We start from the raw sequence: 11,898 nt of genomic DNA on the forward strand, positions 1-11,898 counted from the left end.
AGTCTCCGCTTTAAATTGTTACAAAAAAATTACTGCTAATTTAGGCTGACTTTAAAATTTTATATTTTGCCATTTACTACTATGAAGCGGTGCAATTTTTGGCAAAGTTTCTTTTAACTTAACAATATTTACACTTGGTCCGTTTGAAAAAATTTGCTCTATTTCGTCTGCTTTAGCATCAAAAAAGGTACGTAATAAAAAAGAGTTTGGTCTACGACTATTCATAGCATTAAACTTTAAAATAGACGTTGCAATAGCTTCTTTTCCTGTTTTAACATTTTCGCTCATAACATCTAAACCATCGCGATGATACGTGTACATTATGTTGCGATACTCTTTATAAGTTGGAGATAAAATATTATCGATTAAAACAAATCGGCTTTGTAAACCATCTTCCACTTTCCAGCCACTAAAATTACTTTGTTGCGAAAAGTTAACAATGGTTTGGGCTTGTTTATAATAAGGGCTTCCGCCGTTTTCAGCAAAAGTATCTGCATCTAAAGCCAAAATAATATAAACGTGATAAGCAATTATAGAAATAAGGTTAGATTGAAACTGCGTATTACTAAAGTTTAAATTTTGAAACTCCAAATACCTAAAAGTTAAATCTTTGTCGTTAAAACTATAAATTGGCGTGGTAAAGCTAGACCCATAAACAGGACGAGAAGCTTGCACTTGTAAAGCACCTTGAAATGTTTCGCCGCTATAATTGCTAATGTTTAACACCATGGAACAATTAATGCGTTCTTGTGGTTTAAAGGCTTTGTTAGTCCATTTAGTATTATTAACAAACTCGTTAAGTTGTTTTTCTAGTGTTTTAAAAATAGGGAAGTTTTCGTTACCCGTTTGTTGTGCATTAACAACCAATTTGCAGTTTAGCTCTTGCGAAAAACCGGCAAAACACAATAAAAATGCCAATAAAATTAATAGTTTACGCATGTATTTTAGTTGTAATATGATTTATTAAATCGTTTGCCACTTCGGTTTTAGTTTTTAAATCGAATGCCGTGATATTATCTTTATCATCGATAAAAGTAACTTTATTGGTATTCCCTTTAAATCCGGCACCTTTATCGTTTAACGAATTTAATACTATTAAATTTAAATTTTTACGTTTTAGTTTCCCTTTTGCGTTTTCTAACTCGTTATTAGTTTCTAAAGCAAAACCAACTAAAAATTGTTTCGTTTTTATTTCGCCTAAAGATGCCAAAATATCTTTAGTTTTTTCTAACTCTAAAGTTAACGTATTGGTTTTCTTTTTTATTTTCTGGGTTGCTACTTCTTTTGGGGTAAAATCGGCAACAGCTGCCGAAAGAATTGCTACATCGCTGCTTTTAAAATATTCGTGTACAGCATTATACATGCTTTGAGCACTAACTACAGGAACCACTTTTATTGCGCTGTGGTTAACTTTTTCATGGGTTGGCCCTGTAACTAAAACAACTTCTGCTCCGTTATTGGCTGCTGCTTTAGCTATTTCGAAACCCATTTTACCAGATGAATGATTCCCTATAAAACGCACAGGATCGATGGCTTCGTAGGTAGGGCCAGCCGTAATTAAAATAGTTTTTCCGTGAAGTGGTAATTTATTTAAAATATCGTTTTCTATAAAAGAAACAATATTTTCTGGTTCTGCCATTCTACCCTCTCCTACCAAACCGCTTGCCAATTCGCCACTAGCAGCAGGAATCATAACATTTTTAAAAGCTTGTAATTTTGTAAAACTGGCTAAGGTAGATGGATGTTTGTACATGTCTAAATCCATGGCAGGCGCAAAATACACAGGACATTTGGCCGATAAATACGTTGCTAACAATAAGTTATCGCAAACACCATTTGCCATTTTAGACAAGGTATTGGCCGTTGCTGGAGCAATTACCATGATATCTGCCCAAAGGCCTAAATCGACATGATTATTCCATACTCCAGTGTCGTCATCTTCATTTGTAAACGAAGAAAACACCGGGTTTTTAGATAAAGTAGAAAGTGTTAAAGGTGTTACAAAATCTTTTGCCGCTGGTGTTATAACCACTTTAACTTGGGCACCAGATTTTATAAACAACCTAACAAGTGAAGCTGTTTTGTAAGCGGCAATACCACCACTAATTCCTAATAGTATGTTCTTGCCGCTTAATATTGACATTTTAGAATGTTTTACTGAGCGTCTTCTTCAGTATTTCTAAAATAAATTTTATCCGTTAACCATTCTTGAACAGCTAACGCATGAGGTTTTGGTAACTTTTCGTAAAATTTAGAAACTTCGATTTGCTCTTTATTTTCAAAAATTTCTTCAAGACTATCGTTATATGTAGCGAATTCTTCTAACTTATCGATAAGTTCCTTTTTAATTTCGGTATTGATTTGCTCAGAACGTCTTGAAATAATAGAAATAGCCTCGTATATGTTTTCTGTAGGCTCATCTATTTGGTTTCTGTCGTACGTTACAGTATTAACAGGTGCATTAGTTTTCTTTAAATCCATCGGTCTTCTATATTTAACTTTTTGTGCTATAATTTTTTAATTCTTCTTCTAGTTGCACTGCCATATCGTTTACAGTTTCTAGATATTTAGAATTTACAAATGTACTTTTAAATGTGGTTGAATATTCTTTAGCACTCTCTAAACGTTCCTTACGCAAATGCACCAAACCTTCTTGTATGGTGTTTTTGTATTCTCTACTGTTTATAGCTTGCTGAAACATAGCATCGAGCTTTAAAAACATGGCTTCTTCTCGTAAAGAGGAACCAGGAAATTCAAATAAAAAGTTATCGAAAGATGTAATGGCTGCATTAAAATCTTTTGTATAACCTGGTGCAATCACCTTATATTTTCTAGCTATTTCGAATGCTTTCTTTTGAAGTTTAAAATCTAATTCTTGAACCAATTTATTTGCTTCACCTGCATATTCTGAATCTGGAAACATATTAATAAAATCTTGAAGATTCTCGATAGCCGTAGCTGTTTCGGTTTGATCTTTAGAATATACTGGCGATAGCATAAAAGAACTTTTTGCCGCTAAAAACGAAGCTTCTTCTAACTTTTCACTATTAGGGTAGCTCGTTGCAAAACGCTCGAACTGGTAACCGGCCGTATAATAATCCTTCATTTTGTAATATGAATTAGAATACAAAAACATAAGTTTTTCGGCTTGTGGTTTACCTCTATAATTAGGCACAATTTGAGCAAAAAGTTTGTTGGCTTTTCCAAACTTACCTTCATTATACAAGTCTTCACCCAATTTAAATTTTGTAGCAATATCTTCGGACTTTAAAGCCTTTTGATATTCACTACAACTTGTTAAAAGTGTTACAGCTAATAGTATGTATAAAACGTTCTTCATAAATCTTAAACAGTTTGCAAAATTAAGTTAATAAAATGGATTTTAAAAATATTATTTAAACGCTAAAATAACAGGTAAAAGCTAGTATTTATAAGGTTTAAGTAATATTTAACACCATTAAAATGCTTTTACAAAATCTGCAATTTTACTTTTTAACGCGTTTGAAGCTGGTACTAAAGGTAACCTTACGGTGCTTTCGCATAAGTTTAAAGCTTCAAAAACAGCCTTAATTCCTGCCGGATTGTTTTCTTCAAAAATGTAATCAATTACATCCATTAATTTAAAGTGAATTTTGTAGGCTTCTTTTGCATTTCCTGCTAAACCTAAACGAATCATCTCTGAAAATTCTTTTGGAAACCCTTGCCCAATCACCGAAATAACACCAGAACCTCCCGCTAGTACAATACCTAAAGCTAAATCGTCGTCTCCAGAAATAATCATAAAATCTTCTGGTTTATTTTTAATTAACGTTAAATATTGCGCCACATTATTACCTGCTTCTTTTACAGCCACAATATTTTTAAAATCGTTAGCTAAGCGCAGTGTTGTTTCTGGCTCCATATTTTTTGCGGTACGCCCAGGAACGTTGTACAAAATAATATCTACAGGACAAGCTTCGGCAATGGCCTTGAAATGTTGGTACATGCCCTCTTGTGTAGGCTTACTGTAATATGGCGATACCGATAATATAGCATCCATATTACTTAAATCTGTTGTTTTAATTTCTTCAATAACCTGCATGGTATTATTACCTCCAATACCTAAAACCATAGGCACTCGCCCGTTATTAGCTTTAGTTACAGTTGCAACAACGGCTTTTTTCTCTTCTTTAGTGATGGTAACGCTTTCGCCTGTGGTACCACAAATTACTAAATACTCTACACCGTTTTCAATATTATAATTTACAATATTTGCTAATGCATCGTGGTTAATTGATAAATCGGAATTAAACGGTGTAACCAAAGCTACTCCGGTTCCAAGAAACTTATTATTCATTTTATATTTTATTTAAAATAGTAAGGTATTTTACCACCTCGTCTTTAAAAAGATTAATTTCTTTTGTTGATGTTTTTATTATTAAATCGTTTAATCGTTCGTCTTGTTGAAAATTACCAATCTTGAATTTAGATTGACTCATTGCCGTAATCAATTTAATTTCTGTAATATCTTTTTCATAAAAACTGATTAGTAAATCGAAGTTTTTATTTAAAAAACCAGATAATTCAACGTTCTTAACAGCTCCTTTCCAGCCCAAATCGCTAGGGTTAAAACAAGAATCCCAAGATAAAACTTGTTCTTTTTCGTTTTCGGTAAAGGTTATAATTTTCAATCGGTTAGATCGAATATTTAAAGCTTCAGAAAAATTTACAAATTTATCTAAATCATCAAATTCATCAAGGTTTACAATAATCCCCAGACTTTCAATTTTGTTATCATTAACAATTATGTCTCTTTTTGATAACAATTTATTTAAATACTTTTTATTAGATTTTTCTTTAAAACCTTGTAAAATCATTTACCTTTATACTTTGCGCAAAGGTAGCAAAAGTACATTCAAAAAATATCGTAAAAAAATGAGGATAACAATTTTATTGGTTTTGTTATATTTTTTAAATTTTTCTAGTTGTAAACAAAATCAATTACACTTAAATAAAATTGAAGGTGAACGTATTGAAATTAACAATACAATTACCGAAAATGCCGATATAGAAGCATACATAAAGCCTTATAGAGAACACATTCAAAACGACTTAGACAGCATTATTGCTTACGCACCTCATACTTACACAAAATCGGATGGCGAATTTAACACCGCTATTGGGAACTTTATGGCCGATGCGGTGTACCAAGAAGCGAACCCCATTTTTAAAAAGAGGACGGGGCACGATATTGATATGGTTTTACTTAACCATGGCGGTATTCGTTCTATTTTATCGAAGGGAAACATTTCTAAAAGAACAGCTTTTGAATTGATGCCTTTTGAAAATAGCATTGTAGTTGTAGCTTTAAAAAAACCGCAAATCGATAGTTTATTACTTTACTTATCGAAATCAACTAAAGCTCATCCTATTTCGCAACTTAAATTAACTTTAAACAAAAATTTTGAAATTGTTGATGCTAAAATTAAAGGTGAAAATATCGCAAATAAAACTTATTACGTAGCTACAAACGATTATTTATACAACGGTGGCGATAATATGCGCTTTTTTAAAACTAACGATTCTTTATATGTTTTAAATTATAAAATAAGAAATGCCTTAATTGATTATTTTATTAAAAACGACACCATAAACCCTATACGAGACGACCGATTTACCCAAATAAATTAAACTATGAAACGTAGATATTTTTTACAACAAACAGCTGCAAGCACCACTTTAATTGGTTTGGGCGGATTAGGATTAACATCGTTTACTTCAGCAAAAAAACCAACTAAAATAACTATTTTACATACCAACGATGTGCATAGTCATATTGATGCTTTTGGACCAGAAGATGGCAGAAATGCCAATAAAGGAGGCGTAGCCAGACGCGCAACTTTAATTGACACCTACAGAAAAGAAAACCCAAATACCTTACTGTTAGATGCTGGCGATATTTTTCAAGGCACACCTTATTTTAATTATTATGGAGGTGAACTGGAGTTTAAGTTAATGAGTAAATTAAAATACGACGCATCAACCATTGGAAATCATGATTTTGATAACGGAATTGATGGTTTATACGCCCAATTACCTCATGCCAATTTTGAATTTGTTTGTGCCAACTACGATTTTAAAAACACCGTAATGGATACGCATGCTAAGCCTTATAAAACTTTTATGAAAGACGGTATTAAAATTGGTGTTTTTGGCATAGGAATTGAACTTGAAGGCTTGGTGGCACCAAATATGTTTAAAGAAACAAAATATCTCGACCCGGTTGAAATATCTCAAGATATGACGCGCATTTTAAAAAATAATGAGGCCTGCGATTTAATTATATGTTTATCGCATTTAGGCTATCATTATAAAAGCAACCCTAATAAGATTAGCGATTTAAAACTAGCAGCGGCCACAAAAAATATAGACTTAATTATTGGGGGTCACACGCACACGTTTTTACCAAAACCTACAGTAACTAAAAATGTTGAAGGAAACAATGTACTGGTAAATCAAGTTGGATGTTACGGATTGTATTTAGGTAAAATAGATTTTTATTTTGATAACGAAAAGAATAAAAGTGCCAACGGAACGTCTATCCTAGTTTAAAATTACAACGTCTGTAATAGCTTTGGGGTTTTTACGAACCTTTAATTTGGCCTTTCTCAACTTTTGGCTTTTTACCGCCTCGATAGTAGCATATTTAAAAATAAAATAGATACCTACAACATATAACATTCTATCAATCATTAAATAGCTAAAGCTACTAACATAATATTCATTTACATACTCCAGGATTAAAGAAAAACCAAAACAAGCAACCGACGATAAAAAAAATATTGCCTTTTGTGTTTGGTAATTTAAATACACTCCTAAAGCAACAAAACCCAGAACAACTAGTACCAAACTTTTAATAGCAAACACTTTTACTCCTAAATCGTCTGGAATAATAGTGAGCAAGAAACTATAAAGTGAATACAATAAATATATGTTTATTGAAAAAACAAGAATAAGATAACCTGCAATAATTTTATCTATTCGTTGAAATTTAAATTGCGGAGCAATCATAAAAATTAAGTACCCAAAACTTATTAAATAAAAAGCGTCGGAAATAAAACCAAAACTCAAATCGCTAATAAAAACTCTACTAACGTTTCCGAGGAGAGAAAACACCAAAAATGAAATTAATGGCAAGTTTAATTTTTTATAACGCATTAAAAAAACGGTCATAAAAACAGGAATTAATGCCACAAACGATGTTTGTATTAAAAATTGGCTTTTAGAAAAAACTCCAAGTAAATTAAAAAATAAAGTAACTATTAAAACTGCTAATAACAGCTTGCTAAAAACTGGTAGGGTTAATTTTTTCACAATCATAATATAAGTAGGTTGTTACAAATTTATAATAATAATTCAATTTCAACGTTAAAAAATGACTTTTTATCGATATTTTTAAAAAACCAGACACTTTATCGATAAACGTAAATTAAATTATCAACATTTTAAACCTATAAGCTTTACCTTTTTTAGGAAACTCTATTCCTGTTATGATTTTAACTTATTCACAAACGAATTTGCCCCTTTTTAGTTAAATAAAAGTAACTTGAAACACGAAAAATTTTTTCGAAACAATATAAAAGCAGAAATACTGAATTAAATAAGAGTAATTACTTATAGCAACTCATTAAAAAATTACAAGAAGAAGAAAATATTGGAAAAAAATTATTAACGATTTAAAATTTTAAATCTATTAGCTCCGTTAACAAAACCAGACTGCAAGTAAAAAAAGTAAAAAGCAAGTAACGTAAAAGTTGATCCTAACACATAGATTAACGACATACTAGACACATAAATATAAGCAACATCCATAACCTCGGAAAATACAATAGATAATGAGCCTAAAAATAGGTACAATGATTTCTTATTGTCATTATAAAAATAATTTAAGAGCGAAATAGACAACAGCAGCAGCACGATACTATTATAAATGACCTCGAATATACTCTCGAATTCATATCGTAAACTAGTATCGGAGACTAGCTGTAAAACATAAATTAAATAAATATTTAAAAAAGCGAGGACTATAATATGAATCCATAAATTTTTTAAAACAAATGACATTGATAAAAACTTACTAATTTTTACAATTAAGCATAAATAGGCTAAATCATATAATATATTCGATACATAGTAATCTAATTTGTAATAAACACTTCCATCTAAATTAAAATCGACGACTGTCCACTCTACAATAAACCCCAAGACATCTGAAATAGAATAAAATATTAAAAACAAGAAAAACCAAATGTTTTTTTCTTTAGCTAATACCAAATAACAGACAGTAATTAAAGGAACCATAATACTGTCGAAAAATGTAGAAAGAATATAATAACCTAAAAACTCACAAATTGCAAAAAGACAAAAGCAAATCGTTAAAATTGGTATAAATATTTTAGACATTTTCATAGGTAAAATCGTCAATGCACTCAACAAACATAGTTAAAAAACACATATCAACCAATAAAATATCGTTTTATCGATTATTTTTCAAAAATACGTAGGAATTGAATTTCATTTTTGAGTTCAATACCCAACTTTTCTGCCTTTTCTTTCTTGCTTGGTCCCATTTTATCGCCGGCAACAATGAAACTAGTTTTAGATGAAATTGAACTACTTACCTTACCTCCATTATCTTCTATAAGCTTTTTTAACTCAGTTCTAGAAACGGTTTCAAAAACTCCAGAAACAACTATAGTTTGACCTTCAAGTAAATTTGTTTGTCCTTGTAAAGCTTCTTCCGATAATTCTAACTGAACTCCAAACCCTTTTAATCTTTCAACAATTGTTTTGTTTTCTTCTGAAGTAAAAAATGCTACTACGCTCTCTGCTATTTTTACGCCTATTTCATCAACATTTACTAATTCTTCTTCTGTTGCCATCATTAAAGCATCAATACTTTTATAGTGCTTCGCTAATTTTTTTGCAACTGTTTCTCCAACATAGCGTATTCCTAATGCGTATAATACACGCTCGAACGGAATGGTTTTAGAATTTTCAATACCATTTACCAAATTTTCAGCACTTTTTTCAGCCATACGCTCCAAAGGAATTACTTGCTCTTTAGTTAGTTCATACAAATCGGAATAATTATTAATCAAACCATTATTTACTAAAAGCGCCACAGTTTCACCTCCTAAACCATCAATATCCATAGCTTTTCTGGATATAAAATGCTGAATACGACCAATTATTTGAGGATTACATCCATTAAAATTAGGGCAATAATGTTGCGCTTCACCAGCTTTTCTAACTAATTCTGTTCCACATTCTGGACAATGTGTAATATATTTTGTTGGTTCAGAATCTATTGGTCGTTGCAACATATCAACGCCTAAAACTTTTGGTATAATCTCACCACCTTTCTCTACATAAACCGTATCGTTAACTCGAATATCAAGTTTTTCAATTTGGTCGGCATTATGCAACGACGCTCGTTTTACGGTTGTGCCTGCAAGCTCTACTGGTTCTAAATTAGCAACAGGTGTTATTGCGCCTGTTCGACCAACTTGGTAAGTTATACTGTTTAATTTTGTAGACACTTGTTCGGCTTTAAATTTATAAGCCATGGCCCATCGCGGTGCTTTAGCTGTGTAACCTAATTCCTCTTGTTGTTGTAAATTGTTAACTTTAATAACAACACCATCGGTTTCGTATGGTAAAGCATGACGTTCTTCGTTCCAGTAATCTATAAACTCTAAAACTTCATCAATACTTTTTGCTAGTTTTGCGGCGTTTGGCACTTTAAATCCCCATTGGCGGGCTTTTTCTAAACTTTCAAATTGTGTAGAAACACCTAAATTATTTCCAGTTAAATTGTACAGCAAACACTCCAACGGACGCTTTGCTACTTCTGCACTATCTTGTAATTTTAAACTTCCAGATGCTGTATTTCTTGGGTTTCGGTAAGGCTCCTCGCCTATTTCTATACGCTCTTCATTCATTTTATTAAACCCATCAAAAGGTAAAATAATTTCACCACGAATGTCGAATTTTGGAGGATAATCGCCTTTTAATTGTAAAGGAACCGATTTTATTGTTTTTACATTAGCTGTTACATTATCGCCTTGAAAACCATCGCCACGTGTTACTGCTTTCGTTAGCTTTCCGTTTTCGTAGGTTAAACTAATAGATGCGCCATCGTATTTTAGTTCGCATGTGTATTCAATTGCTCCATCAACTAGTTTTTTTATGCGTTTTTCCCAGTCTTCTAAATCTTCTTTTGAGTAAGAATTATCTAAAGAATACATTCTAAACTCATGCGGAATAGTTTCGAAGTTTTTAGTTATTTCCCCGCCTACACGTTGTGTTGGCGAATTGGCATCAAAAAACTCTGGATGTTTATCTTCAAGTGCTTGTAATTCCTTCAGCTTAATATCAAAATCATAATCTGATATCGTGGCGTTATCTAACACATAATAATTGTAATTATGTTGGCGCAACTCGTTTCTTAAAGCTTCTATTTTTTGTTTTACATCATTCATTTTAAAACACCTTTTATCATTCTATCTTTTTCGAAAATGTCTTTTTTTAATTCAACTTTATTAAAATTTAAATTTAGTAAAGCCTTCATATCTTGCCCAAGATACTCATTGATTTCAAAAAACAACAAACCATTTTTATATAACTTATCAACAGCAAAATTTGTAATTGCTTTATAAAATATTAGAGGATTGTCATTATCCACAAACAAAGCTAAATGCGGTTCGTTCTCCAAAACATTGGGTTTCATTAATTCTTTTTCAAGGTTGCGAACGTATGGCGGATTGGAAACAATTACATCAAATTTTAAATCCTTCGAAAGTAATTTTGAGTTCTTTACATCTAAAATGGAATCCTCAATAAACTCAATATTTACATGGTTTAACTCAGCATTTTGTTTCGCTATTTTTAACGCTTCCGCGGAAACATCTAGCGCATAAACTTTAGCATTTGGTAGGTTTTTGGCTAAGGAAATAGCAATGCAACCGCTGCCTGTGCCAATATCTAGAATATTTATTTTGGCAGACGCCTTTTTACAATCGTTTATTATCCAACTTATTAATTCTTCGGTTTCTGGACGTGGAATTAAAACAAATTGAGACACCTTGAACTTTAAACCATAAAACTCGGTTTCACCAATAATATATTGTATCGGTTTTTGTGCTTCTAAATCTTTTAAAGCTTCATTTAATTTTGATACATCATCAACTTCAACATCTGGATTCAATGCTAAGTTAATTCTAGAAATGCCAAAATAGAATTCAATTAACTCGTAATAAAACGCATTAATTTCTTCCGAAGAATAAAACGCAGCTAAACGTTTTAAAAACGTATGTTGGATGGGTTTTAATTTCATAAATCTTTAATCATCCATACGCCACAAGAAAAATGACCTGTATTTCCCAATGCACCTTGCAAGTGTTTAAAACCAAAATTTTCGTAAATATGTATAGCCGCTTTTAATTGCGATGCAGACTCTAAATAACACTGCTTATAACCCAGTTGCTTCGCAGCTTCAACACATTTAGCAAAAAGTTGTTTCCCGTAACCTTTACCTCTAACTTTAGGTGAAAAATACATTTTTTGTATTTCACATATATCACCATTTGAATCTTGCAACGGTTTTACACCACCACCGCCTAATACTTCACCATTTTCTTCAATAATAAAGTACACATCGTTACTATTTTGATAGGCTTCATGCATTTTTTTAGTTTCAGGATCGGTATACGCTGTACCTTCTAACGGAATTTTAAACTCATGAAAACAGGCGCGTATTACAGCCTCAAGTTGCTCATTATCTTGAGGTTCTATTTCTCTAATAACTATACTATCTTTACTCACTTTAAAATGATATTTTTGTAGATATTTTACGGG

13 protein-coding genes are annotated in these 11,898 nt (G+C 31.7%); 2 read left to right on the forward strand and 11 right to left on the reverse strand.

The window, feature by feature from the left end; translation table 11 throughout:
- Nucleotides 1–51: 51 nt before the first annotated feature.
- The 6 genes from porD to LG651_RS13720 all read right to left on the reverse strand — a co-directional run bounded on the left by porD (nucleotide 52) and on the right by LG651_RS13720 (nucleotide 4,856).
- Nucleotides 52–939, reverse strand: a complete 888-nt coding sequence (gene porD / locus LG651_RS13695) for a type IX secretion system protein PorD (RefSeq protein ID WP_226696681.1) — start codon at nucleotides 937–939, stop codon at nucleotides 52–54.
- Nucleotides 932–2,143 (reverse strand): bifunctional phosphopantothenoylcysteine decarboxylase/phosphopantothenate--cysteine ligase CoaBC, encoded by a 1,212-nt coding sequence (coaBC, locus tag LG651_RS13700; protein ID WP_226696682.1) that lies wholly within the window; start codon nucleotides 2,141–2,143, stop codon nucleotides 932–934. The genes porD and coaBC overlap by 8 nt, the downstream gene beginning before the upstream one ends.
- Nucleotides 2,144–2,154: 11 nt before the next feature.
- Nucleotides 2,155–2,481, reverse strand: a complete 327-nt coding sequence (locus LG651_RS13705; protein WP_226696683.1) for a DNA-directed RNA polymerase subunit omega — start codon at nucleotides 2,479–2,481, stop codon at nucleotides 2,155–2,157.
- Nucleotides 2,482–2,494: 13 nt separating this feature from the next.
- Entirely contained in the window at nucleotides 2,495–3,340 is an 846-nt protein-coding gene (locus tag LG651_RS13710) for an outer membrane protein assembly factor BamD (protein WP_226696684.1), read from the reverse strand.
- Nucleotides 3,341–3,457: 117 nt separating this feature from the next.
- Nucleotides 3,458–4,336, reverse strand: a complete 879-nt coding sequence (dapA, locus tag LG651_RS13715; protein WP_226696685.1) for a 4-hydroxy-tetrahydrodipicolinate synthase — start codon at nucleotides 4,334–4,336, stop codon at nucleotides 3,458–3,460.
- A 1-nt stretch (nucleotide 4,337) separates the two neighbouring features.
- Complete coding sequence (locus tag LG651_RS13720; RefSeq protein WP_226696686.1) at nucleotides 4,338–4,856, reverse strand: DUF6913 domain-containing protein; 519 nt, start codon at nucleotides 4,854–4,856, stop codon at nucleotides 4,338–4,340.
- A 58-nt stretch (nucleotides 4,857–4,914) separates the two neighbouring features.
- Here LG651_RS13720 and LG651_RS13725 point away from each other — a divergent pair, with 58 nt between their 5' ends.
- Nucleotides 4,915–5,670 carry a 5'-nucleotidase C-terminal domain-containing protein gene (locus LG651_RS13725; RefSeq protein ID WP_226696687.1) on the forward strand — a complete coding sequence of 252 codons (756 nt, stop codon included), beginning with the start codon at nucleotides 4,915–4,917 and terminating at the stop codon, nucleotides 5,668–5,670.
- Between the two features lie 3 nt (nucleotides 5,671–5,673).
- Complete coding sequence (locus LG651_RS13730) at nucleotides 5,674–6,591, forward strand: bifunctional metallophosphatase/5'-nucleotidase (RefSeq protein WP_226696688.1); 918 nt, start codon at nucleotides 5,674–5,676, stop codon at nucleotides 6,589–6,591.
- Here the strand turns inward: LG651_RS13730 and LG651_RS13735 are convergent.
- From LG651_RS13735 to LG651_RS13755, 5 genes are all read right to left on the reverse strand, one after another.
- A complete protein-coding gene (locus LG651_RS13735; RefSeq protein WP_226696689.1) occupies nucleotides 6,583–7,359 on the reverse strand; it encodes a hypothetical protein in 777 nt (258 codons plus the stop codon). The genes LG651_RS13730 and LG651_RS13735 overlap by 9 nt on opposite strands.
- A 348-nt stretch (nucleotides 7,360–7,707) precedes the next feature.
- Complete coding sequence (locus LG651_RS13740; protein ID WP_226696690.1) at nucleotides 7,708–8,442, reverse strand: hypothetical protein; 735 nt, start codon at nucleotides 8,440–8,442, stop codon at nucleotides 7,708–7,710.
- A gap of 80 nt (nucleotides 8,443–8,522) precedes the next feature.
- A complete protein-coding gene (gene ligA, locus LG651_RS13745; RefSeq protein WP_226696691.1) occupies nucleotides 8,523–10,523 on the reverse strand; it encodes an NAD-dependent DNA ligase LigA in 2,001 nt (666 codons plus the stop codon).
- Nucleotides 10,520–11,377 carry a peptide chain release factor N(5)-glutamine methyltransferase gene (gene prmC, locus LG651_RS13750; protein ID WP_226696692.1) on the reverse strand — a complete coding sequence of 286 codons (858 nt, stop codon included), beginning with the start codon at nucleotides 11,375–11,377 and terminating at the stop codon, nucleotides 10,520–10,522. Before prmC ends, ligA begins: the two co-directional genes overlap by 4 nt.
- A complete protein-coding gene (locus LG651_RS13755; RefSeq protein WP_226696693.1) occupies nucleotides 11,374–11,865 on the reverse strand; it encodes a GNAT family N-acetyltransferase in 492 nt (163 codons plus the stop codon). Before LG651_RS13755 ends, prmC begins: the two co-directional genes overlap by 4 nt.
- Nucleotides 11,866–11,898 lie beyond the last annotated feature (33 nt).

Source organism: Neotamlana sargassicola, from assembly GCF_020523965.1.
GTDB lineage: Bacteria > Bacteroidota > Bacteroidia > Flavobacteriales > Flavobacteriaceae > Neotamlana > Neotamlana sargassicola.

Excerpts from the sequence above, each read along its gene's own strand:
- porD (WP_226696681.1), bottom strand. The coding sequence starts at position 939 with ATGCGTAAACTATTAATTTTATTGGCATTTTTATTGTGTTTTGCCGGT.
- coaBC (WP_226696682.1), bottom strand. The coding sequence starts at position 2,143 with ATGTCAATATTAAGCGGCAAGAACATACTATTAGGAATTAGTGGTGGT.
- LG651_RS13705 (WP_226696683.1), bottom strand. The coding sequence starts at position 2,481 with ATGGATTTAAAGAAAACTAATGCACCTGTTAATACTGTAACGTACGAC.
- LG651_RS13710 (WP_226696684.1), bottom strand. The coding sequence starts at position 3,340 with ATGAAGAACGTTTTATACATACTATTAGCTGTAACACTTTTAACAAGT.
- dapA (WP_226696685.1), bottom strand. The coding sequence starts at position 4,336 with ATGAATAATAAGTTTCTTGGAACCGGAGTAGCTTTGGTTACACCGTTT.
- LG651_RS13720 (WP_226696686.1), bottom strand. The coding sequence starts at position 4,856 with ATGATTTTACAAGGTTTTAAAGAAAAATCTAATAAAAAGTATTTAAAT.
- LG651_RS13725 (WP_226696687.1), top strand. The coding sequence starts at position 4,915 with ATGAGGATAACAATTTTATTGGTTTTGTTATATTTTTTAAATTTTTCT.
- LG651_RS13730 (WP_226696688.1), top strand. The coding sequence starts at position 5,674 with ATGAAACGTAGATATTTTTTACAACAAACAGCTGCAAGCACCACTTTA.
- LG651_RS13735 (WP_226696689.1), bottom strand. The coding sequence starts at position 7,359 with ATGATTGTGAAAAAATTAACCCTACCAGTTTTTAGCAAGCTGTTATTA.
- LG651_RS13740 (WP_226696690.1), bottom strand. The coding sequence starts at position 8,442 with ATGTCTAAAATATTTATACCAATTTTAACGATTTGCTTTTGTCTTTTT.
- ligA (WP_226696691.1), bottom strand. The coding sequence starts at position 10,523 with ATGAATGATGTAAAACAAAAAATAGAAGCTTTAAGAAACGAGTTGCGC.
- prmC (WP_226696692.1), bottom strand. The coding sequence starts at position 11,377 with ATGAAATTAAAACCCATCCAACATACGTTTTTAAAACGTTTAGCTGCG.